This is a genomic window from Streptomyces sp. M2CJ-2 (assembly GCF_016757295.1).
Lineage (GTDB): Bacteria > Actinomycetota > Actinomycetes > Streptomycetales > Streptomycetaceae > Streptomyces.
Genome location: NZ_JAESIF010000003.1, coordinates 1 through 23395, shown reverse-complemented (window position 1 = coordinate 23395; position 23395 = coordinate 1). Strand labels below are relative to the sequence as shown.

The 23395-nt window shown below is 70.2% G+C and carries 22 protein-coding genes; 9 read left to right on the top strand and 13 right to left on the bottom strand.

Going from position 1 to position 23395, the window contains the following annotated elements; translation table 11 throughout:
- Positions 1-78: 78 nt before the first annotated feature.
- Entirely contained in the window at positions 79-927 is an 849-nt protein-coding gene (locus JL475_RS04410; protein WP_202275481.1) for a menaquinone biosynthetic enzyme MqnA/MqnD family protein, read from the bottom strand.
- A gap of 399 nt (positions 928-1326) precedes the next feature.
- On the opposite strand from JL475_RS04410, the gene JL475_RS04405 reads away from it, so the two are divergent.
- Both JL475_RS04405 and JL475_RS04400 read left to right on the top strand, forming a co-directional pair.
- Positions 1327-1530: a cold-shock protein gene (locus JL475_RS04405; RefSeq protein WP_003992177.1), complete on the top strand. Its 204-nt coding sequence runs from the start codon at positions 1327-1329 to the stop codon at positions 1528-1530.
- Between the two features lie 141 nt (positions 1531-1671).
- Positions 1672-2316 carry a methyltransferase domain-containing protein gene (locus tag JL475_RS04400; protein ID WP_307824970.1) on the top strand — a complete coding sequence of 215 codons (645 nt, stop codon included), beginning with the start codon at positions 1672-1674 and terminating at the stop codon, positions 2314-2316.
- A gap of 28 nt (positions 2317-2344) precedes the next feature.
- Here the strand turns inward: JL475_RS04400 and JL475_RS04395 are convergent, their stop codons facing one another.
- Positions 2345-4291, bottom strand: coding sequence for a long-chain fatty acid--CoA ligase (locus JL475_RS04395; protein ID WP_202275478.1), 1947 nt, complete (start codon positions 4289-4291; stop codon positions 2345-2347).
- Between the two features lie 191 nt (positions 4292-4482).
- On the opposite strand from JL475_RS04395, the gene JL475_RS04390 reads away from it, so the two are divergent.
- The gene (locus JL475_RS04390) at positions 4483-5340 is read left to right on the top strand and encodes a MaoC/PaaZ C-terminal domain-containing protein (RefSeq protein ID WP_202275475.1); all 858 of its coding nucleotides are present in this window, start codon (positions 4483-4485) and stop codon (positions 5338-5340) included.
- On the opposite strand, the gene JL475_RS04385 is transcribed toward JL475_RS04390, so the two are convergent.
- The 8 genes from JL475_RS04385 to JL475_RS04355 form a co-directional block, all read right to left on the bottom strand.
- The gene (locus JL475_RS04385; protein WP_202275472.1) at positions 5310-6017 is read right to left on the bottom strand and encodes a TetR/AcrR family transcriptional regulator; all 708 of its coding nucleotides are present in this window, start codon (positions 6015-6017) and stop codon (positions 5310-5312) included. The genes JL475_RS04390 and JL475_RS04385 overlap by 31 nt on opposite strands.
- 118 nt (positions 6018-6135) lie before the next feature.
- Positions 6136-7458 carry a dicarboxylate/amino acid:cation symporter gene (locus JL475_RS04380; protein WP_202275469.1) on the bottom strand — a complete coding sequence of 441 codons (1323 nt, stop codon included), beginning with the start codon at positions 7456-7458 and terminating at the stop codon, positions 6136-6138.
- Between the two features lie 136 nt (positions 7459-7594).
- Positions 7595-7681 (bottom strand): putative leader peptide, encoded by an 87-nt coding sequence (locus JL475_RS41670; RefSeq protein WP_360593891.1) that lies wholly within the window; start codon positions 7679-7681, stop codon positions 7595-7597.
- Positions 7682-7883: 202 nt separating this feature from the next.
- On the bottom strand, positions 7884-8234 hold the full coding sequence (locus tag JL475_RS04375; RefSeq protein WP_202275466.1) for a DUF4229 domain-containing protein: 351 nt from the start codon (positions 8232-8234) through the stop codon (positions 7884-7886).
- A gap of 93 nt (positions 8235-8327) precedes the next feature.
- On the bottom strand, positions 8328-8852 hold the full coding sequence (locus tag JL475_RS04370) for a GNAT family N-acetyltransferase (protein ID WP_202275463.1): 525 nt from the start codon (positions 8850-8852) through the stop codon (positions 8328-8330).
- Positions 8853-8867: 15 nt separating this feature from the next.
- A complete protein-coding gene (gene mqnE / locus JL475_RS04365) occupies positions 8868-10031 on the bottom strand; it encodes an aminofutalosine synthase MqnE (RefSeq protein WP_202275461.1) in 1164 nt (387 codons plus the stop codon).
- Between the two features lie 58 nt (positions 10032-10089).
- Entirely contained in the window at positions 10090-10548 is a 459-nt protein-coding gene (locus tag JL475_RS04360; RefSeq protein ID WP_202275458.1) for an Lrp/AsnC family transcriptional regulator, read from the bottom strand.
- A gap of 160 nt (positions 10549-10708) precedes the next feature.
- Positions 10709-11395: a UbiX family flavin prenyltransferase gene (locus tag JL475_RS04355; protein WP_202275456.1), complete on the bottom strand. Its 687-nt coding sequence runs from the start codon at positions 11393-11395 to the stop codon at positions 10709-10711.
- Positions 11396-11484: 89 nt separating this feature from the next.
- Here JL475_RS04355 and JL475_RS04350 point away from each other — a divergent pair, with 89 nt between their 5' ends.
- Complete coding sequence (locus JL475_RS04350; RefSeq protein WP_202275444.1) at positions 11485-12090, top strand: rhomboid family intramembrane serine protease; 606 nt, start codon at positions 11485-11487, stop codon at positions 12088-12090.
- Between the two features lie 196 nt (positions 12091-12286).
- On the opposite strand, the gene mqnP is transcribed toward JL475_RS04350, so the two are convergent.
- Together mqnP and JL475_RS04340 are read right to left on the bottom strand one after the other, a co-directional pair.
- On the bottom strand, positions 12287-13192 hold the full coding sequence (gene mqnP, locus JL475_RS04345) for a menaquinone biosynthesis prenyltransferase MqnP (protein WP_202275429.1): 906 nt from the start codon (positions 13190-13192) through the stop codon (positions 12287-12289).
- Complete coding sequence (locus JL475_RS04340) at positions 13189-14640, bottom strand: menaquinone biosynthesis decarboxylase (protein WP_202275427.1); 1452 nt, start codon at positions 14638-14640, stop codon at positions 13189-13191. The genes mqnP and JL475_RS04340 overlap by 4 nt, the downstream gene beginning before the upstream one ends.
- 87 nt (positions 14641-14727) lie before the next feature.
- On the opposite strand from JL475_RS04340, the gene JL475_RS04335 reads away from it, so the two are divergent.
- Both JL475_RS04335 and JL475_RS04330 read left to right on the top strand, forming a co-directional pair.
- The gene (locus tag JL475_RS04335; protein ID WP_202275425.1) at positions 14728-15069 is read left to right on the top strand and encodes a PLD nuclease N-terminal domain-containing protein; all 342 of its coding nucleotides are present in this window, start codon (positions 14728-14730) and stop codon (positions 15067-15069) included.
- A 172-nt stretch (positions 15070-15241) separates the two neighbouring features.
- Positions 15242-16648 (top strand): condensation domain-containing protein, encoded by a 1407-nt coding sequence (locus tag JL475_RS04330; RefSeq protein ID WP_202275423.1) that lies wholly within the window; start codon positions 15242-15244, stop codon positions 16646-16648.
- Between the two features lie 57 nt (positions 16649-16705).
- Here the strand turns inward: JL475_RS04330 and JL475_RS04325 are convergent, their stop codons facing one another.
- The gene (locus JL475_RS04325) at positions 16706-17473 is read right to left on the bottom strand and encodes a CDP-alcohol phosphatidyltransferase family protein (protein ID WP_202275421.1); all 768 of its coding nucleotides are present in this window, start codon (positions 17471-17473) and stop codon (positions 16706-16708) included.
- A gap of 1026 nt (positions 17474-18499) precedes the next feature.
- Here JL475_RS04325 and JL475_RS04320 point away from each other — a divergent pair.
- From JL475_RS04320 to JL475_RS04310, 3 genes are all read left to right on the top strand, one after another.
- Positions 18500-19621, top strand: coding sequence for a hypothetical protein (locus JL475_RS04320; protein WP_202275419.1), 1122 nt, complete (start codon positions 18500-18502; stop codon positions 19619-19621).
- Between the two features lie 253 nt (positions 19622-19874).
- A complete protein-coding gene (locus tag JL475_RS04315; protein ID WP_202275417.1) occupies positions 19875-21050 on the top strand; it encodes a glutathione-independent formaldehyde dehydrogenase in 1176 nt (391 codons plus the stop codon).
- A gap of 84 nt (positions 21051-21134) precedes the next feature.
- Positions 21135-22829: an IS1182 family transposase gene (locus JL475_RS04310; RefSeq protein WP_237406209.1), complete on the top strand. Its 1695-nt coding sequence runs from the start codon at positions 21135-21137 to the stop codon at positions 22827-22829.
- Positions 22830-23395 lie beyond the last annotated feature (566 nt).

The window sequence follows — 23395 nt, the reverse complement described above, 5'->3', positions numbered from 1 at the left end:
TCCACCCCGTCCACCCCTTCCCCGGTGCCACCCGTGCGCGGGAACCCTTCAGCAGGGCAGTGGGCGGCCCCTGCGTCCTCACGGCTGCAGCAGGTCGACCTTCACGTCCGCCGCGAAGCCCGTCGTCGGCCCCACTCGGCGGGCGAACTCCGTGACCGCCGCCAGCTGCGGGAGCCCGAAGCTGAAGTCGAGGGTGGTGAAGTACTGGGCCAGGGTCTTCTCGTCGAAGGCCTCCCAGCGGGCCGCCTGCTCGGCGACCTTGCCGACCTCCTCCAGGGAGAGGTTGCGCGAGGCGAGGAACGCCTCGTGCACCTGGCGGGTGATGGCCGGCTCGCGCTCCAGGTAGTCGCGACGCGCCGCCCAGACGGCGAACACGAACGGCAGCCCCGTCCACTCCTTCCACAGCGCGCCCAGGTCGTACACGTCGAGCCCGTAGCGGGGCGCCTCGACCATGTTCGCGCGCAGTGCCGCGTCGCCGATGAGGACGGCCGCGTCGGCCTCCTGCATCATCAGACTGAGGTCGGGCGGGCACGTGTAGTAGTCGGGCTGTACGCCGTACCGCTCGGCGAGCAGGAGCTGGGCGAGGCGTACGGAGGTGCGCGAGGTCGAGCCGAGAGCGACCCGGGCGCCGTCCAGCCGCTCCAGCGGGACCTGCGAGACGATCACGCACGACATCACCGGGCCGTCGCAGCCGACGGCGATGTCGGGGAAGGCGACCAGCTGGTCGGCGTGCTTGAGGAACTCGACCAGGGTGATCGGCCCGATGTCGAGATCTCCCTGCACGAGCTTCTCGCTGAGCTTCTCGGGGGTGTCCTTCGACAGCTCGAAGTCGAGGAGAGTGCCCGTTCTCGCGAGCCCCCAGTAGAGGGGCATGCAGTTCAGGAACTGAATGTGTCCGACGCGCGGCCGGGTGCGAGGATTGTCCACATCGCGAGGCTAGCCCTCACGCCGTGGAGCGAGCGCTCCGGGCCCCGACACCGACTCCGCACCCGTAGGGCGTATGCCGGCACCGGTCCGGCATACGCCTGACACAGACCCGCCATCACCTCGTCATCCGGCCGACAACCGCCCGACATCCGCCCCCACGCACGGGACGGCAGTGACGTTGAAACATTCGGGTGACGTGATCTTGACCTCTATTGCGCGCGGGCGGTCGCGTGCTAGGCTCGTCCGCAAGTTGCAGTTTGGTTTCCCTTGCAGTACAGAGCCTGCGGAGCATGTGACCGCGGGCTCTCGTCGTTCTCAGACGGATGCGATTGTGCGGAATTGGTCTTCACACTTGCTGGGTTCTGGAGCAGGGCAACCCTTTGGGCCCAAGGAGGGCTTATGGCTACCGGAACCGTGAAGTGGTTCAACGCCGAAAAGGGCTTTGGTTTCATCGCCCAGGAAGGCGGCGGCCCCGACGTCTTCGTCCACTACTCCGCGATCAACGCGAGCGGCTTCCGCTCCCTCGAGGAAAACCAGCAGGTGTCCTTCGACGTCACGCAGGGCCCCAAGGGTCCGCAGGCGGAGAACGTCACCCCGGTCTGATCCTCGCCGATCCGGGAACGACTAGCAGTACCCAAGGAGCCCCGCGCCGTCAGGCGAAAGGGGCTCCTGCCTTTTCCCCGGCTCCCCTCATCAGCCACGCACCCACCCCGCTGTCAGTGGCGGCGGCTAGGCTCCCTGCCCGTGACCGATGCCACCCGCGCCTTCTACGACGCCATCGCTGAGGACTACGCCGACCACTTCCGTGACGTTTTCGCCGCACAGCCGCTGGAGCTGGCGCTGCTGACCGGGTTCGCCGGGCTCGTCGGGGTCGGCGGTGAGGTCGCCGACCTGGGGTGCGGCCCCGGATGGGTGACGGCCCATCTGGCCTCCTGCGGCCTGGACGTCTTCGGCCTCGACCTGTCGGAATCGATGATCGGGATCGCCCGCCGCGAGTACCCGGGCCTGCGCTTCGAACAGGGCTCGATGCTGGAGCCGGACCTCCCCGACGGCAGCCTGGCCGGCGTCGTCTCCTGGTACTCCAGCGTCCACACCCCGCAGGACGACCTGCCGGCCCTGTTCGCCGGGTTCCGCCGGATCCTGGCACCCGGGGGACATCTGCTGCTCGCCTTCCAGGCCGGCGAGGAAGCCCGACGCCTCGAGCGCCCGTTCGGTCACCCGGTCGTCCTGGACTTCCTGCGCCGCCGCCCGGACCGGATGGCGGACCTCCTGGAGGCGGCCGGGTTCACCCTCGTCCTGCGTTCCGAACGAGCTGCGGACGAGGCGCGGGGCGAGTCGACCCCCCAGGCCTTCCTGATCGCCCGCACACCGCCCGCCGACGGCTCGTGAGCCGCCTCCCCTTCTCCCTGTTCCTCCCCTATCCCCTGTACAGCCCCTCCACCTCCTCGGCGAAGTCGCGGAGGATCGCGTCGCGCCGCAGTTTCATGGACGGGGTCAGATGGCCCGCGTCCTCCGTGAAGTCGTGGGGAAGGACGGCGAAGCGGCGGATGGATTCGGGGCGGGAGAGCATCCTGTTGGCCTCGTCGATCGCGCGTTGCAGGACCGCGCGCAGTTCCTCGTCGTCCACCAGGAGCTCGGCCGGGACCGGGTGCCTGCCGTTCATCCGGCACCAGTGGGTGATGCCGTCGAGGTCCAGGGTGATCAGCGCGGAGACGTAGGGGCGGCCGTCGCCCAGGACCACGCACTGGGAGATCAGGGGGTGCGCCCGGAGCCAGTTCTCCAACGGTGCCGGGGCGACGCTCTTGCCGCCCGCCGTGATCAGCATTTCCTTCTTGCGGCCGGTGATGATCAGGTAGCCCTCGTCGTCCAGCCGGCCGAGGTCGCCCGTCGCGAGCCAGCCGTCGGGGGCCGCGGGGACGACTCCGCCGGCCTGGAGGTCCCAGTAGCCGCGCAGTACGTGCTCGCCCGCGACGAGGATCTCGCCGTCCGCCGCGATACGGATCCTGGTGCCGGGCAGCGGCCAGCCCACCGTACCGAGGCGGGGCTGGAGCGGCGGCGTGATCGTGGAGGCGCCCGTGGTCTCGGTGAGCCCGTAGCCCTCGAAGATCTCGATGCCGGCGCCGGCGTAGAACGCGGCCAGGCGGCGGCCGAGCGGGGAGCCGCCGCAGATGGCGTAGCGGACCCTGCCGCCCATGGCGTTGCGGACACGGCGGTAGACCAGCGGGTCGTAGAAGGCGCGGGCGATCTTCAGTGAGCCGCTCGGGCCGTGGCCCGCACCGGTGTGGTGGGCGTCGACCGCCTCTCCGTAGCGGCGTGCCACCGAGGCCGCGCGGTCGAAGGCGGGGGCCCGCCTGCCCGTCTCCGCCCCGGCGCGGGCGGTGTTGAAGATCTTCTCCAGCATGTACGGGATGGCCAGCAGGCAGGTGGGCCGGAAGCTCGCCAGGTCCTCGAGCAGTTCCTCGGCCTTCAGGCTCGGCGCGTGGCCCAGCCGCACCCGGGCCCGGACGCAGGCGACGGCGACCATGCGGCCGAAGACGTGGGACATGGGGAGGAAGAGGAGGACGGAGGCCTCTTCACTGGTCCGAGCCTTGAAAACCGGGTAGAGCAGCTCGATGGCGTTGTCCACCTCGGCGAAGAAGTTGCCGTGGGTGAGGGCGCAGCCCTTGGGCCGGCCGGTGGTGCCGGAGGTGTAGATCAGGGTGGCGAGGCTGTCCGGGCCGAGGACTCCCCGGCGCACCTCCACCTCCTGGTCCGAAAGGTGCGGGCCGGTCTCCGCGAGCCGTTCGACGTGGCCCTTCTCCACGACCCACAGATGCCGAAGGTCGGGGAGGTGTTCCAGTTCGGGGCCGATGGCGGCGGCCTGGGCGGTCGTTTCCGTGATCAGGGCGACGGCGCCCGAGTCGTGCAGGATCCAGCGGGCCTGGAAGACGGAGGACGTGGGGTAGACGGGGACGGTGACCAGTCCGGCCGCCCATGCGGCGAAGTCGAGGACCGTCCACTCGTAGATCGTGCGGGCCATGACGGCGATCCGGTCGCCCGGGGTCAGGCCCTCGGCGATGAGGCCCTTGGCCACCGCCATGACCTGGCCGGCGAACTCGGCGGCCGTCACGTCCGCCCAACTGCCGTCCCCGGTGCTCCCGGTGCCCCCGGTCCGTCCGGTGCGGCGGCTCAGCACCACCGCGTCCGGGGTCGCGTGAGCGTTGTCGAAGGGCAGGTCGGCGAGCGATCCGTGCCGTACCGGCTTCGCGAACGGCGGTACCGCCGCCTCCCGTACGACCCCGTCCAGCCGCCGCGTCTCCGGCTCGACCAGGACGGGGGCGCCGTGGGCGGCACCGGCGGCGGAGAAGGAAGGGACAGCGGACACGGGCGACTCCTCGGGCGTGTCGGGCGTGCGGCGGAACTGCTTGCTGCGATGACGTACGCGCCTCGCACACCGAAGCGCTCACCGGCGCTCCGGCGCTCACCCGCGCCACATCCTTACCTCCGGTAACCTTACTCCAGAGTAAGCGAAGGGTCCGCAGCGAGTGAGCCCTCACACCCCGCCGGGAGCCGCACATGGCCGACCGCCACCCGAGCCTGACCCGCTCCCCCGCCCTCGCGCCGCTCCTGGCTCGCGGCGCGGCGCTGTCGCTCTTCAAACGGCCCCGCCCCGACGCCGCGTTCCCCCGCACCCGGCTGGTGCTGCCCGGACTACGGGTGGATCTGGCGCGGTTGGCGGCGTACGAGCGGGTCTGCGGCTTCCCGACCGGGGAGGACGCGCTGCCGCTGACGTATCCGCATGTGCTGGGCTTCCCGGTGGCCGTGCGGCTGATGAGCGGCCGGGACTTCCCGCTGCCGCTGCCGGGACTCGTCCACACCTCGGTGCGGATCACCCGACGCCGGACCCTGCCCGTCACCGGGGCGCACGAACTGAGCGTGTACGTCGAGGGGTTGGCAGCGCGCCGGCGCGGCACGGAGGCCACGCTGGTCACCGAGGTACGGACCTCGGCCGGCGCCCTCGTGTGGGAGTCGCGGAGCACGTATCTGGCCCGGCACCGGACATCGGGGCGGCCCGCCGCGCACCGGGAGGAGGAACCGGGTGCGCGGCGGCCGCTGCCCGTCGTCGAGGCCTGGCGCCTGCCCGGGGACACGGGACGGCGATACGGTGCCGCGTCCGGCGACCGCAACCCGATCCACCTGCACCCGCTCACCGCCCGCCTCTTCGGCTTCCCCCGCGCGATCGCGCACGGCATGTGGACGGTGGCCCGCTGCCTCGCCGCGCACGGCCTCCCGGAGGCGGTGGTGGTGCGCGCCGAGTTCAAGGCCCCGGTCCTGCTGCCGGGCGCGGTGACGTACGGGGCTCAGGACGGGCGCTTCGAGCTGTGCGGCCCCGGCGACCGCCTTCACCTGACCGGAGAGGTCCGCCCGGCGTGAGCCACCGGGCCGGGATCGGCGGTACTGCCCTCCGCGCCGTCCGACGGTGACCAGCGGCGGCCCGCCATCAGGTCGCCCAGCCCTTCCCAGGAGAAGTTCATCAGGGTGGCCGACGCCTGCCGGGCCGTGACGCCGGGGGTGGCGTTGGCCCAGTCGGCGAGCGCCTCGGCGGCGCCGACCAGGGCCTCCGCGAGCCCGGAGATCTCGCCGCCGGGGAGGTCGGGGTCTTGGTGCGCCTCACGGGCGGCGGCGAGGATCAGCTCGGTCACGAAGGCCACGACCTCCGCGCGCATCGTGGCGACCTCGGCGGCGAAGGCCTCGCCGTGCGTGCGGGCCTGGAGGTGCAGCACGGCCCAGGCGTCCGGGTGCCGCGCGGTGTGGGTGAAGAACGCCGTCAGACCCGACCAGAGTTGGCGGTCCGCGGGCAGCCCGGGGCTCGCGCCCGCGCGCACCGCCTCGACGAGCGCCGTCGCCTCACGGCGGATGCACGCGGTGAACAGCTCTTCCTTGGAGTTCAGATACAGGTAGACCAACGGCTTGGACACACCCGCCAGTTCGGCGATCTCGTCCATCGAAGCGGCCGTGTAGCCGCGTCGGCCGAAGGTCCGCACGGCGGCGTCCAGCATCTGCTGTTCGCGGACCGCCCGCGGTATCCGCTTGCTCTTCACGGCACCCATACGGCTCAGCCTACGGGCCCGTGGTGCCCTCCCGGTCCCGCCGGGAGGGCACCACGGAGGCGACGGACGCCACGGGCACGTCGCGACGTGCCCGTCGTTGCGGGGCGTCCGGCGCCGGTCAGGCCGCGGCGACCGGCACCCGCCCGGGCTCCTCGGCCGGGGTGGTGTCGACGGGCGAGGAGTGGGCCGAGTCGTAGGCGTCGCGGTCGAGCAGCCCCTCCCGTGCGGAGACGACGACCGGGATCAGGGCCTGCCCGGCGACGTTGGTCGCGGTGCGGATCATGTCCACGATCGGGTCGATGGCGAGGAGCAGGCCGGCGCCCTCCAGGGGCAGGCCGAGCGTGGAGAGGGTGAGGGTCAGCATCACCGTCGCGCCGGTGAGGCCGGCCGTGGCGGCGGAGCCGACCACCGAGACGAAGGCGATCAGCAGGTAGTCGCCCACACCCAGCGGGACGTCGAAGATCTGGGCGACGAAGATCGCGGCGATGGCGGGGTAGACCGCGGCGCAGCCGTCCATCTTCGTGGTCGCCCCGAACGGGACGGCGAACGAGGCGTACTCCTTCGGCACGCCGAGGCGCTCGGTGACCTTCTGGGTGAGCGGCATGGTGCCGACGGAGGAGCGGGAGACGAAGGCCAGCTGGATCGCGGGCCAGGCGCCCTTGAAGAACTGGATCGGGTTGATCCGGGCGACGCCCGCGAGCAGCGCCGGGTAGACGCCGAACATGACGATCAGGCAGCCGATGTAGACGTCGACGGTGAAGGTCGCGTACTGGCCGATCAGGCCCCAGCCGTAGGTCGCGATGGCGCTTCCGATGAGGCCGAGGGTGCCGAGCGGGGCGAGGCGGATGACCCACCACAGGGCCTTCTGGAGGAGTTCGAGGACGGACTCGCTCAGGGTGAGGATCGGCTGGGCCTTCTCGCCGAGCTGGAGGGCCGCGACACCGGCGACGGCGGCCAGGAAGACGATCTGCAGCACGTTCAGCTCGGTGAACGGTGTGATCACGTCGGTCGGCACGATGCCGGTCAGGAAGTCGATCCAGGAGCCGGTCTTCTCGGGCATCCCGCCGTCCGCGGGGGTGAGTCCGGTGCCCGCGCCGGGGTTGGTGACCAGGCCGATCACGAGGCCGATGGTCACCGCGATCAGCGAGGTGACCAGGAACCAGAGGAGGGTGCGCGAGGCCAGCCGGGCCGCGTTGTCGACCTTCCGCAGGTTGGTGATGGAGACCAGGATCGCGAAGAAGACGAGCGGCGCCACGGCCAGTTTGAGCAGACCGATGAAGATGCCGCCGGTCTTCTCCAGGGCCGTGACCAGCCAGGTGACGTCCTGGCTGCGGCCGAGCCAGCCGAGCAGGACGCCCAGGACGAGGCCGGCGAGTATCTGGGCCCAGAAGGGGGCCCTCATGGGCAGCTTGAAGGGCTTCGTGTTCGTGGACACGGACATGCTCCGTTGCGGGGAGGGGGGAGTGCGTGAGGACAGGACGTAGCGCCGGGGCAGCGGGGCACCGAGGACGCGGGAAGCGCCGCGCACGGGAGGGCCGGGCCTCCGTGGGCGTCAGGACGTCAGGGCTCCGGGAACGTCAGGGGCGACAGTTCGCGGTGGTGACCCGGCAGAGGTCCACGTGCAGGCGCGCCACGAGGGGGACCCTCCGGGGTGTGGGGAACACGGCTGCTGACTTCACCCCACGACCTTAACACCTGCCCTTTGAGACTCCCATAGCCTTACTTTGAGAGGTGGAGATCGAAAAGCACCCGCACAACACAAAGCACCCCGGTTTCCATGGGTTTTACGGAAACCGGGGTGCCGGACCACTTGGGGCGGAGCGGCGCACGGGTGAGGGACCTCACACCGCCTACACCTCACACCGCCTACGAGGTCTGCGCCTGCCCCTGCTGGGTCTGGCTCTGGGCCTGGTTCTGCGTCTGGCTCTGCGTCCGGGTGCGGGCGGCGTCGTCGGCCACGTCCTCCTGGTTGCGGTTGGCCTCCAGGTTGGCCTTCACCCGGTCGACCCGCCGCACGATCCGCTCCGAGGCCCGGTCCCGTTCCTTGCGCAGCACGACGAGGCTGATCGGGGCCGAGATCAGCAGGGCGAGCAGGATGATCCACAGGCCGTTGGAGTCGCCGAGGCCGCGCGGGGCGAGGCCGGTGTAGACGAGGCCCCAGACGACCAGGAGGCAGCCCACGAAGATCCCGAAGCGCATCAACGTGTAGCGGAGCATCTCATCCACTCTCCCGGACGAACGGTCAGAACGTGTCCCAATGGGACATCCTCCAGTGAAGCACGCCCACCCCCGAAGCCCCCGGGCGGGGTGTCAGGCCAGCGGCAGCAGCATGACGACGTCGTCCCGCTCGTCGCCCGGGGCCACCCGGATCGCACCGGGGATCCGGCCGACCTCCTTGTAGCCGCAGGCGCCGTAGAAGCGCTCCAGGCCGAGCCCGCCGCGGCAGGTGAGCCGTATCCCCTCGATGCCGGGGAGGGTGCGGGCGGCCCGTTCCACGGCGGCGAGCAGGTCTCGGCCGTATCCCTTGCCCTGGTGGCGGGGGTGGACCATCACCGTGTACAGCCAGAGCCAGTGGGTCATCAGCCGGTGGGTGTTGAGGGTGAGGAACGCCGTCGCGGCCACCCGCCCCTGTTCGTCGTACCCGACGAGCAGCCGGGACCGCTCCTCGGCCATCGCCACGAACTGCCGCACCAGCTCCGGGCGGACCTCGTCCCGCGTCACCGGTGGCACGAAGCCGACGGCGCCGCCCGCGTCGGTGACGTCGACCCACAACTCCAGTATGCCGTCACGGAGTTCTGGAGTGACGGGCGGATCCAGCGTGAAAACGAGAGGCACGGCAGGGATTCTCCCTCAGACCCGCATCGGCTGCGGCGACTCGCGGCGGGCGGGGTCGGCGGCTTCGTACTCACGGATGATCTCGTACCGCGTGTTGCGCTCCACGGGACGGAAGCCGGCGTCACGGATCAGGTCCAGCAGGTCCTCGCGGGTGAGCTTGTCCGGCGTGCCGAAGTCGTCCGCGTCGTGGGTGATCTTGTACTCGACGACGGAGCCGTCCATGTCGTCGGCGCCGTACTGGAGGGCGAGTTGGGCGGTGTTGACGCCGTGCATCACCCAGAAGACCTTGACGTGCGGGACGTTGTCGAAGAGGAGACGGGAGACGGCGAACGTCTTCAGCGCCTCGGCGCCGGTCGCCATCTGCGTCCTGGCCTGGAGGCGGTTGCGGATCTTGCCGTCCTTCATGTCCACGAAGTCGTGCTGGTAGCGCAGCGGGATGAAGACCTGGAAACCGCCGGTCTCGTCCTGGAGTTCACGCAGCCGCAGCACGTGGTCGACGCGGTGGCGGGGCTCCTCGATGTGGCCGTAGAGCATGGTGCAGGGCGTCTTCAGCCCCTTCTCGTGCGCCAGCCGGTGGATCCGCGACCAGTCCTCCCAGTGGGTGCGGTGGTCGACGATGTGCTGCCGGACCTCCCAGTCGAAGATCTCCGCGCCGCCGCCGGTGAGGGACTCGAGCCCGGCGTCGATCAGTTCGTCGAGGATCTCGGAGGCGGACATCCCGGAGATGGTCTCGAAGTGGTGGATCTCGGTGGCGGTGAACGCCTTCAGGGACACGTCCGGCAGCGCGGCCTTCAACTCGCGCAGGGAACGCGGGTAGTAGCGCCACGGCAGGTTCGGGTGGAGCCCGTTGACGATGTGCAGCTCGGTGAGGTTCTCCGCCTCCATCTCCTTCGCGAGCCTCACCGCCTCCTCGATGCGCATCGTGTACGCGTCCTTCTCCCCCGGCTTGCGCTGGAAGGAGCAGTAAGCGCAGGAGGCGGTGCACACGTTGGTCATGTTGAGGTGGCGGTTGACGTTGAAGTGGACGACGTCGCCGTTCTTCCGCGTCCGCACCTCGTGCGCCAGTCCGCCCAGCCAGGCCAGGTCGTCCGACTCGTACAGCGCGATGCCGTCCTCGCGGGACAGCCGCTCACCGGAGCGGACCTTCTCCTCCAGCTCGCGCTTGAGCCCGACGTCCATGCCGATACCCCTTTCCTGAGTTTCCCTGAGACAGACTCCGCCAACCGTAACGCCCCGGCTACCCGACCTCTTCGGGCAGCTCACCGACGCGGTTCTCCCACTTCGTGGAGAGCACGATGGTGCTGCGGGTCCGGGAGACGCCCTTGGTGCCGGACAGCCGGCGGATGGTCCGCTCCAGCCCGTCCACGTCGGCCGCCCGCACCTTGAGCATGTAGGAGTCCTCGCCGGCGATGAACCAGCAGTCCTCGATCTCCCTCAGGTCCTTCAGCCGCTGCGCCACGTCCTCGTGGTCGGCGGCGTCGGAGAGCGAGATGCCGATCAGGGCCGTCACCCCGAGGCCGAGTGAGGCGGCGTCCACGGTGGCGCGGTAGCCGGTGATGACGCCGGCCGCCTCCAGCCGGTTGATGCGGTCGGTGACGCTGGGGCCCGACAGTCCGACGAGGCGCCCCAGCTCGGCGTAGGAGGCCCGGCCGTTCTCTCTCAGGGCCTGGATGAGCTGCCTGTCCACCGCGTCCATGCGATCGAAGCCTTCCGCTGAAGAGTCTGGAGTTTGCTGAGAGCTGAGAGGTGGTTCGGGTGGTGGTGCTGCTGGTGCTCTTGGTGATGCTGCGGGTGCCGGTGCCGCGGCGGGCTCCACGGACGCGGAGGGCTCTGAGGGACCTCCGGCCTCCTCGGGCTCACTCGGTACGGGTGGATCCCCCGCCGAGTTCGCCCTTCCACCGGCGGTAGAGCCGGTGCTCGACGCCCGCCGCGTCGAGCACGCGTCCGGCGACGAAGTCCACCAGGTCCTGGATGTGCGTCGCGCCCGCGTAGAAGCCCGGTGAGGCGGGCACCACGGCCGCGCCCGCGTCGTCGAGGGTGACCAGGTGCCGCAGGGTCTGGCCGTTCAGCGGGGTCTCCCGGACGGCCACGACCAGCTTGCGCCCCTCCTTCAGGACCACGCTCGCCGCCCGCTGCAACAGGTCCTTGGACAGCCCGAGCGCCACCCCGGCCACACAGGCCGTGGAGGCGGGCACGATCAGCATGCCCTTGCTCGGGTACGAGCCGGAGGAGGGGCCCGCCGCGAGGTCGCCGGCGGCCCAGTGCCGTACGCCGTCGAGGTCCACGGCGAAGGTGCCGGGTTTGCCGTCCGCCCCCCGGGACAGCCATTCCCGCAGGTCGTCGCGCCAGTGGGCGTCCCTGAAGGAGATGCCGGTCTCGTCCAGCAGGGTGAGCCGCGAGGCGCGGCTGACGACGAGGTCGACGCTCTCCCCCGCCTGGAGGAGCGCACGGAGCACGGCAGCCGCATACGGCGTGCCGGAAGCGCCGGACACCCCCAGGATCCAAGGCGTCCGGGTCGTCTCTCCTGGCTTGAGATGGTTCACGACACCGAGCCTATCCGGCATGGTGGGGTGGGAACCGGGCAAGGGGCCGGTCCGTTCCCCAGGCGGACGATCAGACGGAGGGGGTTGCCGTGTCCAACACCGGTTCATCGTGGTCGGGACGCGAGCGGGCGAAGACGGCGGCCGTGGTGATGGCGGCCTGGGTGGCGCTGCTGTGGCTGCTGGAAGTGGTCGACACGGCCTCCGGCCATGCTCTGGACGGCTTCGGCGTCGTGCCGCGCACGACCTCGGAGCTGGTCGACGTCGTCCCCTCCGCCTTCGTCCACTTCGGCTTCGCCCATGTCGCGGCGAACAGCGTGCCGCTGCTGGTGCTCGGCTTCCTCGCCGCCCTCGGCGGCCTGCGCCGGTTCGCCGCCGTGTGCGCGCTGATCATCGTGGCCGACGGGCTGGGTGTGTGGCTCATAGCCCCGGCGCACACCAACACCGCGGGCGCCTCCGGCCTGATCTTCGGCCTCTTCGGCTTCCTGCTGTGCAGTGGTTTCGTGGAGCGCCGGCCGATGGGCGTCGTCGTCGGGGTGCTGGTCGGCGCGGTCTGGGGCGGCTCGATCCTCGCGGGCATCGCCCCCGGCCAGACCGGCGTCAGCTGGCAGGGCCACCTCATCGGCCTGCTGGCCGGCGTGGCGGCGGCCTTCCTGTTCCGCCGCGCACCCGAACGCCGGGGCGCACTCACCGTGTGAGACCGCGTCCCGGTACGCGCGCCCTGCCCAGGCCGACGGCTCCGAACAGTCATCCCCGCATGCGCGGGGAGCAGGTGAGCGTGAACGGGTTCATGGGCATGGCGCTCGGAACATCCCCGGAGCGGGGAGCACGAGGGGAGCCTACGGTCCGCTCGCTCTCCCACAGCCGAACATCGAGCACGACCGCCTGGAAGGACTACAAGGTGAGTCCCCGCACCAAAAGGTCGATCAGTGCGCAGACGAAGAGGCTGATGCCGATGAAGCCGTTCGTCGAGAAGAAGGCACGGTTCAGGCGGGTCAGGTCGGTCGGGCGGACGATGGTGTGTTCGTAGACGAAGGCGCCCGCGACGATCAGGAGGCCCAGCCAGAAGAAGGCTCCGGCGTCGGTGAGGACCGCGTACCAGACGAACAGGGCCGTCGTCACGGCGTGGCAGGCGCGGGCACCCCAGATGGCGGCCGGGATGCCGAAGCGTGCCGGGACCGACTTCACGCCGACCTCGCGGTCGGTGTCGACGTCCTGGCAGGCGTAGATCAGGTCGAAGCCGCCGATCCAGATGCCGACCGCGAGGCCGAGGACGACCGCCTCCCAGGACCAGGCGCCGGTGATCGCCAGCCAGCCGCCGACCGGCCCCATGGCCTGGGCAAGGCCCAGTATGGCCTGCGGGAAGTCGGTGAACCGCTTGCCGTACGGATAGACCACCATCGGGATCACCGCGACCGGCGCGAGGGCCAGGCAGAGCGGGTTGAGCAGGGCCGCCGCGACCAGGAACACCACGAGGGCGATGAGCGCGCCGGTCCACGCGTGCTTCACCGACACCGCGCCGGTGACCAGCTCGCGGTGCGCGGTACGCGGGTTACGGGCGTCGATCTCGCGGTCGATGATCCGGTTGGCGGCCATCGCGAAGGTGCGCAGGCCGACCATGGCGATCGTGACCAGGAGCAGCCGGCCCCAGTGGATGTTCCCGTCCCACTCGTACATCGCGGTGAGGGCCGCGATGTAGGCGAAGGGGAGGGCGAAGACCGAGTGCTCGATCATCACCAGGCGCAGGAACGCCCTCGTGCGCCCCGGCTGCCGCGGGAGCGCGGCGGAGGCCGACGTCACAGTCCGTACTCCTTCCAGCGGCGGTCGACCAGCGCCGCCGTGGCCGGGTCGGACTCGACCATGTCGGGCCAGCCGCCGTCGCGCGTGTACCCCTCCTCGGGCCACTTCTTCGTCGCGTCGATGCCCGCCTTGCCGCCCCAGAACTGCTGGTAGGAGGCGTGGTCGAGATGGTCGACGGGGCCTTCGACGAGGCTGAGGTCGCGGGCGTAGTCGGTGTTGCCGAGCGCGCGCCAGGCGACCTCGTGCAGGTCGTGCACGTCGCAGTCGGAGTCGACGACCACGATCAGCTTGGTCAGCGACATCATGTGGGCGCCCCAGACCGCGTGCATCACCTTCTGGGCGTGCTTGGGGTACTTCTTGTCGATCGAGATGATCGCGCAGTTGTGGAAGCCGCCCGCCTCGGGGAGGTGGTAGTCCACGATGTCCGGAATGATGATCTTGAGGAGGGGGAGGAAGAAGCGCTCGGTGGCGCGGCCCAGCGGGCCGTCCTCCGTCGGCGGCCGGCCGACCACGATCGACTGGAGCAGCGGGCGCTTGCGCATCGTGATGCAGTCGATCTTCAGGGCGGGGAACGGTTCCTGCGGCGTGTAGAAGCCGGTGTGGTCGCCGAACGGGCCTTCGGGGAGCATCTCCCCCGGCTCCAGCCAGCCCTCGATGACGACCTCGGCCTGCGCCGGGACCTGGAGCGGGACCGTCTTGCAGTCGACCATCTCGATCCGCCTGCCCTGCACGAACCCGGCGAACAGGTACTCGTCGATGTCTCCGGGGAGCGGCGCCGTGGAGGCGTACGTCACGGCGGGCGGGCAGCCGAAGGCGATGGCGACCGGGAGCCGTTCACCGCGCCGGGCCGCCACCTGGTAGTGGTTGCGGCTGTCCTTGTGGATCTGCCAGTGCATGCCGATGGTGCGCTTGTCGTGGCGCTGGAGCCGGTACAGGCCGAGGTTGCGGATGCCCGTCTCGGGGTGCTTGGTGTGGGTGAGGCCCAGGTTGAAGAAGGAGCCGCCGTCCTTGGGCCAGGTGAACAGGGCGGGGAGCCGGTCGAGGTCCACGTCGTCGCCGTGCAGGACGACCTCGTGCACCGGGGCGTCCTTCACCTTCTTCGGCGGTACGTGGGTCATCGAGCCGAGCTTGCCGAACGCCTCGCGCACACCGATGAAGCCCTGGGGCAGCTCGGGCTTGAGCAGACCGCCGATCTTCTCGCTGATCTCGCCGTACGACTTCAGGCCGAGCGCCTTCAGCAGCCGGCGGTCGGTGCCGTACACGTTCATCGCGAGGGGCATGCTCGAGCCGCGCACGTTCTCGAAGAGCAGTGCGGGACCGCCGGCCTTCTGCACCCGGTCGACGATCTCACCGACCTCGAGATGCGGGTCGACCTCTGCCTTGACGCGCTTGAGGTCGCCCTCGCGCTCCAGGGCCCTGAGCAGGGAGCGAAGATCGTCGTAAGCCATGGGGCCAAGTATCCCCGAACGGTTACCCTGGGCCTGTACCTGGGGGCTGTGCCGACGTCCCCGACGACCCCTTCTCTGGAGAGGCCCATGCTCCGGGTGCTGATGTTCCTCGTCCCCCTCGCGCTGAGCGTCTACGCGTTCATCGACTGCATCAGCACGAAGGACGAGGACATTCGTCACATGCCCAAACCGCTGTGGGCGATCCTCGTGCTGCTGTTCCCGCTCGTCGGCTCCATCTCGTGGATCATCGCCGGCAAGAAGCGGCATCCGATGGGCGCGGGCGGCCAGATCGGTTCCGCCTGGAGCCGGGGCGGCGGCCGGCAGCAGTGGGTCGCCCCGGACGACAACCCCGACTTCCTCAAGTCGCTGAACGAGGAGAAGGACCGGGACCCGGACGACAGCCAGGGCGACAAGGGCAAGGACGGCTAAGGACGGCCAGGGCACGGACGGCCGGGGTCCGGCCAACGGCATCGGGCGCCCTTCGCAACGTCGTTCGGGGAGCCATCCGTTTCGCCGAAAAGCGCCGACACGTCGCGTATCAGCTCGTGGAAACGGCATTCCCCTGATCGGGTCTGTCTCATCTGCGAACGGAGACGCCCCCGTGCGAATGACCGACATCCAACGGTGCGGAATCCGGCCGGGACGGCTCGTCGAGTGGACACTCAGTCCGAGGACCGTGGACATCGCCGCCGTGCTGCCGGAGGACGCGCGGCCACCGGCATACATCCAGGAGTCCCACATCAGGACGGCCCGGTCCGTCCGTGACGACGGCCTGTTCGTGCCGACCTGGCTCGGCGCGGCCTTCGACATCCCGGGCCCGGTCGACCTCGACGTGCTGCAGGAGGCCCTGCGCGGCTGGACGCTGCGGCACGAGACGTTGCGCAGCGGCTTCCGCTGGACCGGTGACGCGGGCACCCCGATGCGCCGGTTCACACTCGCCCCGGAGGAGGTGTCGCTGCACCGCGAGGACGTCGGCGACTTCCCGGACGCGACCCGGCTGACCCGCCACCTCCAGGACCGCTTCGACGCGACGGCCGACGCGCTGCGCTGGCCCAACCTCATCTACACGGCGGTCGTCCACGACGACGGCACCAGCGTGTACATGGCCTTCGACCACAGCAACGTCGACGCCTACTCCATCTACCGCATCCCCGCCGAGATCCACGAGTTGTACGCGGCCGGCCTCACGGGCCGGGCCGTGGAGCACCCCCCGGTCGGCAGCTATGTCGACTTCTGCGAGGCCGAGCGGGCGGAGGCGGACCGGATCGACGGCACCCACGACATCGTCGGCCGCTGGCGGGAGTTCATCCAGCGGTGCGACGGGCGGCTGCCGTCCTTCCCCGTCGACCTCGGTCTGACGCCCGGTGACGGACTGCCCGAGCAGAAGCTCATGCGGGAGCCGCTCGTGGGCGCGGCCGACGCCGCCGGGTTCGAGGCGTACTGCCGTTCCCAGGGCGGCAGTCTGGTCGGCATCCTGGCCGCCACCGCGCTCATCGTCCACGAGATCGGTGGGGAGCCCGTCTACCGCACGGTCGTGCCGTTCCACACCCGGACCAGGTCCCGGTGGTCGCAATCCGTGGGCTGGTACGTCGGCGGCGCGCCGATCGAGATCCCCGTGGAGCGGGCGACCGACTTCCCGAGCGCGCTGCGCACCGTGCGCGAGGCGCTGCACGCCAACCGGCGGCTGTCCCGGATGCCCATCGACCGGGTGCTGCGCCTGCTCGGCACGGACTTCCGCCCCACGTCCCCCGACCTGTACTCGATCGTCTCGTACGCGGACTCCCGCGACATCCCCGGTTCCGACCGCTGGACCGACCTGAACGCGTACGGGCTGCTCAGGGTGTCGTACGGCGACCAGGTGTGCGCGTGGGTCACCCGGCTCCGGGAGGGCCTGTGGTTCGCGAGCCGCCACCCGGACACCGAGATGGCGCACAAGAACCTGCTGCTGTACACGGAGCGGCTGCGGGACCTCGTCACGAGCGCCGCCCGGGAGCGGGGTCCTGCCTGAGCCCCGCCCTCCCGGACGTCCCGGGCCTTGAAGAGCCTGAGTACGTCTCGGAGTGCGTCAACGCAGGCGCGACGAGGACAGGATCGACAGCAGGTGGGCCGGGACCATCAGCCAGGTGATCACGGCCAGCGCGCCCAGCGCCCAGCGGGTCGGCTCGATGCCGCCGGTCACCGCGTCGGCGACCGCCGCGACCAGCAGGACGAGGGAGGCCTCGATGCCGTTGGTCACCCGGTGGATCTTGAAGGCGGCGGCGATGCGGCGCACGGTGGCCACGCCCTGCGAGCGCGGGCGGGTCGACTCGTCGTCGGCGACGGCCAGCCCGCGCCGGGCGCGGGCGACGTCCACCAGGTCGGTGGAGGCCTTGAGCAGGACGACCCCGAGGGCGGTGGCGATGCCCACCGACAGCCAGCCGCCGAAGCCGGACTCGGCGGCCCGGTAGCCGGCACCCGCCAGCAGCGCCGCGTCGGCGAGATACGCGCCGAGCCGGTCGACGTAGATGCCGGTCGCGCTGTTCTGGCCCTTCCAGCGGGCGACCTCTCCGTCCACGCAGTCGAAGAGCAGGAACAGCTGCATGAGGACCACGGCGAGGACCGCACCGGTCAGGCCGGGGATCATCAGCGCGGCGCCGGCGGCGACCCCGCACACGACCATGGTCCAGGTCAGCTGGTCCGGGGTGACCGGGGTACGCACCAGCCGGCGGGTCGCTCGCAGCGAGATCCGGCGCATGTAGAGACGGCCCGCCCAGTGTTCGCCGTTCCGGCTCGCCAGCTTGGCCTGCGGCTGGCAGACCTCCCGCAGCTCCTCCAACGCCGGAGCAGCACCCATGACGTTCCTCCCACCCGGGCCCGACCGCCGCTCACGCGGCGATGATCGAGCCAGCAGGCTACGCCTGCGTGTTCTCCTGGACGCGGGAGGGAGCGTCAAGGCACTCGTCCGGCGTGACCCGGCCTCACAAGCCGGGGCATATCGGCGCCCCCGCCGGACCCGTGTGCCCTCCGTACGCCCCGGCCGCCCGGCGGGCCCCCTCGGGACATACGGAGGGCGGGGTCCGAAAACCCCGCCCGACGACCGAGGAGCCCCGGCTCAGGGCCACACCAGGCAGTACGCCTGATGCCCCGCCTCGTGCAGCCGGTGCGAGAAGTCCTGCCACTCGTGCAGCGAATGGGAGGGGCAGGGCGCTGACCTGGGGTCTTATGGGGGAATGTGCGTTGACCTGGGAAAACTTTTCTACGTAGTTCTCACCGGTCAACGCCGTTTTCCAGGCTCATGTGCCCTGGATGTGCCCTGGAGCGGCCGAGCCGCACCTACTGCGTGGCCGAGGTCGCCTGCGCTGTCGAAGCGCCCTATCTGCGACACCCGCTTCAAGGAGTTTCCCCAGGTGAGGGTCGTGACCTGCGGTAACGTCGACGGTGGGGCGCGTGGGCTGCGAAAAGGTGCTCCCAAGTTCTCACGTGTGCACGAGCTTTCTCGACCTCGTGTGTGCTGAATACGTTCGAGCTGGGCGGCTGGCCCGTTTCGTTTGGATCAGCCGGTCGTTGGCTTGGGTGTGCCGTTGTCTGACGTGCAGTGGGCACGGACCGATCCGTCCTTCCGGGTTGGACACCGAACGGGCGGCCGGTGGCGCGGCGTGTGGTGCGGGCCGGGGTGGTGCCGGAACGGGTGTTCGCGGTGACGCACGCGATCGTGACCTTGGTGGTGAGAGCAGGCCCTGTACTGGGAGGACGAGGAGATCTGGCCGTACCGCCTGCACCTGCCGGCGGGGGCCAGCGTGTCACGTGGCGCCGACGCCACCCCGGGGGCATCCTGTGGGCACTTGCGATCGCGGGGGCAGCCGACTAGAAGGGTCCGGTCATGCGGGTGTCGTCGCAGGGCGTTACGGTCGTGACTCTCCTGGCGGATCCGGACGCGCCGACGGAGATCGCGCAGCGCATGGCCCGGACACTTCCTGATCGGCTCGCCGACAAGTCGGGCCAGGGGCGACGGTTCGAGGTCGAGGTGGTCAGTGAGCCCTTCACCTCGGGGACGGAGGACCCGCCCACCTTGATGCGCCGGATGATGGACCGCGGAGGTGCGGAGAACTGGGACATCGTCGTGGCCCTCACCGACCTTCCGCTGCACTCACACGGGCGCAAGCTCGTTGTGGATCTGAGTCACGAACACGGCCTGGCGCTGCTCTCCCTCCCTTCGCTGGGGGGCCTGCGTCTGCAGACGAGGGCCCGGCGGGCGGTGGAAGAAGCCGTGCTCAGCTTGGCGGGTCCGCGAGCCACTGGGGCTGAAAGACCTCCGCAGAGTCAGCCGCTTCTGGGGCCCTTTGCCGGTCGTCTTGCGCCTATCCATCCGGGCCCGGTCGGTGAACAGGAGACCGCCGATCTGCGGTACGTCGTCAGCGGGCCGCGCGGTTACCTCAGGATGCTCGTCGGTATGGTCCGCGCCAACCGGCCGTGGCGGTTGGTGCCGGGTCTGTCGAAAGCCCTGGCGGCCGCACTCGCCACGGGGGCCGTCGCCACCGTGAACTCCACCACTTGGAGCCTGGCCGAGGCCCTGAGCACGCCGCGCCTCGTGATCGCCATGGTCGGGTCGGTCGGGCTCATGATCGGCTGGCTGATCGTGGACGCGCAGCTGTGGGATCGCTCGACAGAGGTTTCACGGGAGGCGAGGCTGAGGGCGCGGCTCTACAACGCCTCGACGGTCGTGACCGTGGGTATCGGGGTGCTCGTCTGCTACGTGGGTTTGATGGTCATCAACTTGGTGTGGGCGCTGTTCATCCTCAACGACCGAGTGTTCGCTTCCATGACACGGACCCCGCTGCACGCCACGGAGTACTGGACGTTGTCCTGGTTCGTCGCTTCGGTCGCCACGGTGGGCGGCGCGCTCGGATCAGGCTTGGAGAGCGACGAAGCGATCCGGGCAGCCGCCTACTCCAAGCGCGAACAGGAACGTCGCCGCGTGCTGCAGGACGACCACGGTGACTAGTTCGTTTTCATCAGCTGATCGATCGGTGCGTGGTCGTTTCGCGTCGGGGGCCGACGGGGACCCGGACGCTACGCCGCCGAAGCTCCGCCTGGCGGGCTGGCGGCACCACCGTTCCACCCGATCCGGGTGAACGGCCCGCAGAGGCATGCCGGAGCCACGGGCCCCGTCGTACCAACTTCCGGGAGCCGGGCTCTTTGTGCCGTCTCCATCGCCGCCGTGTCGCGGTCATGCCGGGGCACCGAAGGAAGCAATCATGAAAGCAGCGGTATATGAAGGACCGCGAACGGTCACGGTGAAGGACGTACCGGACGCGAAGATCGAGCACCCCTGCGACATCATCGTCAAGATCACCACCACTAACATCTGCGGTTCGGACCTGCACATGTACGAGGGCCGCACCTCGTTCGAGCCTGGCCGCACCCTGGGACACGAGAACATGGGCCAGGTCGTGGAGGTCGGCTCGGCCGTCCGCAAGGTCCAGGTCGGCCAGTACGTGGTCCTGCCCTTCAACATCGCCTGCGGCTTCTGCAAGCAGTGCGAGCGGGGTCTGACCAACTACTGCCTGACCATGCAGCCGGAACCGGCCCTCGCCGGAGCCGCCTACGGATTCGCCGACATGGGCCCCTACCAGGGCGGTCAGGCGGAGCTGCTGCGCGTGCCCTACGGCGACTTCAACGCGCTGCGTCTGGGCGAGGACGCCGCCGACCGGCAGACCGACTACGTGATGCTCGCCGACATCTTCCCCACCGGGTATCACGCCACCGAGATGGCCGGCGTCAAACCGGGCGACCAGACGATCGTCTTCGGGGCCGGTCCCGTCGGGCTGATGGCGACCTACTCGGCCCTCCTCAAGGGCGCCGGCCGCGTCTGGGTGGCCGACCACCAGCCCGACCGGCTGCGCAAGGCGGAGGAGATCGGGGCCATCCCGATCAACACCGCCGAGCAGAAGCCGGCGGAGGTCGTCAAGGAGGCCACCCTCGGTCTGGGCGCCGACAACGGCTGTGAATGCGTCGGCTACCAGGCGCACGACCCCGAGGGACACGAGGACGCCAGCCTCACGCTCAACGGCCTGATCGACTCGGTCAGGTTCACGGGCGACATCGGCGTGGTGGGCGTGTTCCTGCCCCAGGACCCCGGCGGCGCGGAGGCCCAGGGGGAGCTGGAGGCGCAGGGCAAGGTCCCGATCGACTTCGGCATGATGTGGTTCAAGGGCCAGCGCATGGGCACCGGGCAGGCGCCGGTGAAGAAGTACAACCGGGCGCTGCGGGACCTGATCGCCGGCGAGAAGGCGAAGCCGAGCTTCGTCGTCTCCCACGAGCTCAGCCTGGACGAGGCCCCCACCGCCTACGAGCACTTCGACGCCCGTGACGAGGGCTGGACCAAGGTGGTCCTGCATCCCAACGGACACGGTAACGATCCTGCTGGTTAATTCCGTGCCGTCCGGTGTGACGGCTCGTTGGCCAGGGTGGCGACCGTTTTGCCGTTCCGGTTGCGGGTGGGGTGCTGGATCTCGATGCAGTCGCGGCCTTGGCCGCAGGTGCCGGAGCTGACCGCGCAGGTGGCTCGCGCGGTCGCGGCCCGTGGGCCGTATCCGCCGGCGATGCGGGTCCGCGATGAGCTGGGCGAGCTGTTCCCGGACACCGAGTTCGCCGAGGCGTTCGCAGAACGGGGGCGGCCGGGCTGGTCGCCGGGCCGGCTCGCCCTGGTGACGGTGCTGCAGTTCGTAGAGAATCTCACCGACCGCGCGGCGGCGCATCGCGTCCGCTACGGCATGGACTTCAAGTACGCGCTGGGCCTGGAGCTGGACGATCCCGGGTTCGACGCCTCGGTCCTGTCGGAGTTCCGCGCCCGTCTGGTGGAGCACAGCCTGGAGGAGAAGGCGCTCGAACTCCTGCTGTCCTCGCTGAGGGACCGGGGCCTGGTGAAGTCCGGTGGCAAGCAGCGCACCGATTCCACCCGGGTCTTGGCCGCGGTCCGGGACCTGAACCGGCTGGAACTCGCCGGGGAGACGCTGCGGGCCGCGCTGGAGGTTCTGGCCTGTGCCGCCCCGGACTGGCTGGCCGATGCGGTGCCGGTTCGGGAGTGGGCCGAACGGTACGGGCCGCGAACCGACTCGTGGCACCCGCCTGCCTCGAAGGCCAAGCGCGCGGAGATGGCCCTGGTCTACGGCCGGGACGGATTCGCACTCCTGGAGGCGGTCCACGCGCCGGCCGCGCCGGTGTGGCTGCGTGATCTGCCGGCGTTGCGGGTGCTGCGCACGGTATGGATGCAGAACTACCACCGCACCGTCACCGAGGCGGGGACGGAGGTGAAGCGGCGGGAGAGCGAGGATCTCCCGCCCGGCAGGCTCCGCCTCGCCTCTCCCTACGACACCGACGCACGCTACGGCCTCAAGCAAGGCTCCTGGTGGACCGGGTACAAGGTCCACATCAGCGAGACCTGCGACGATCCGGTACCTGACCCGGCCGACGGCGAACCCGCGCCCCGGATCATCACCAACATCGCCACCACCGACGCCACGGTCACCGACGCGGAGATGACCGAACCGATCCACCAGATGCTGGCCGCCCGTGACCTACTGCCGGCCGAGCACTTCCTCGACTCCGGCTACCCGTCGGCCGAACTCATCGTCGCGGTGAAACGCAACTTCGGCGTCCCCCTGGTCACCCCGGTGCTGCTGAACAGCTCGTCCCAGGCCCGCGCCGGTGCCGGATTCGATCGGACGGCCTTCACCATCGACTGGGACAAGCGCCAGGCCGTCTGCCCGCGCGGGAGCACCAGCACCTGGTGGAGTCCCGCCAGCCAGCGCGGGACGCCGGCCATCGTCGTCAAGTTCGACAAGCAGACCTGCCAGGCCTGCCCCGTCCGTGACCGGTGCACCCGCTCCAGGACCGGAGGCCGCTCGCTCTTCCTCCAGCCCCGCAAACGGCAAGAAGCCCTCGACCAGGCCCGCGCCGAACAGAGCAGCGAGCAGTGGCGCACCAAGTACGGCACCCGCGCCGGCATCGAGGGCACCATCCACCAGGCCGTCGCGGTCACCGGCATGCGAGGCGCCCGCTACCGCGGCCTGCCCAAGACACACCTCGAACACGCCTTCTCCGCGGTCGCGCTGAACCTGCTCCGTCTCGACGCCTGGTGGAACGGCCACCCGCTCGACCGCACCCGAACCGGGCACCTGGCCCGCCTCGACCTCTCCCTCGCCGGATAACCCGGAATTGGCCAGCCGGATCGTCCCAGCCGCAAACGACGAATCTGCTTCACCGACTTCACAAGCCGAGGGAGTTCCGGGCCTGCCGTCGCCTCGGTGAGTGCGAGTCGGCCGTCCTTCAACTCGGGCACGTACCTGCTCCTCGGTCATGGCCGGCGGGCGGCCGAGTCGGGCGCCGCGGGCGCGGGCGGCGTCCAGGCCCTCGTGGGTGCCCTGCACGATGGGCTCACGGATGAACTCCGCGAGGGCGGTGTCGGCGTACGGGCTCTGGTGCAAAGCGTCGAAGACGCGGAACACGAGTCGGCCGTCTGGCGTGCCTGGCCGGGCAGCCGCAGATCGCTCGCTGCGCGACTCGGCACGGGTTATGCGGACGGCTGGTGTCGGCGAGCAGGTTTGTGTGCTCCAAGTCCCTCTGGTTCGTGCGGTTGTGCATCATTCACGCGGTGTTGATGCGTGGTTCTGGCAGAGGTTTGCGAAAGTAGGCCACCCGGGGATAGTTTCGAAGTTATGCGAAATGACGAACTGGACGAGTGGTCCAAGGCGCTGGATGGGGTGGCCAGTCCTGT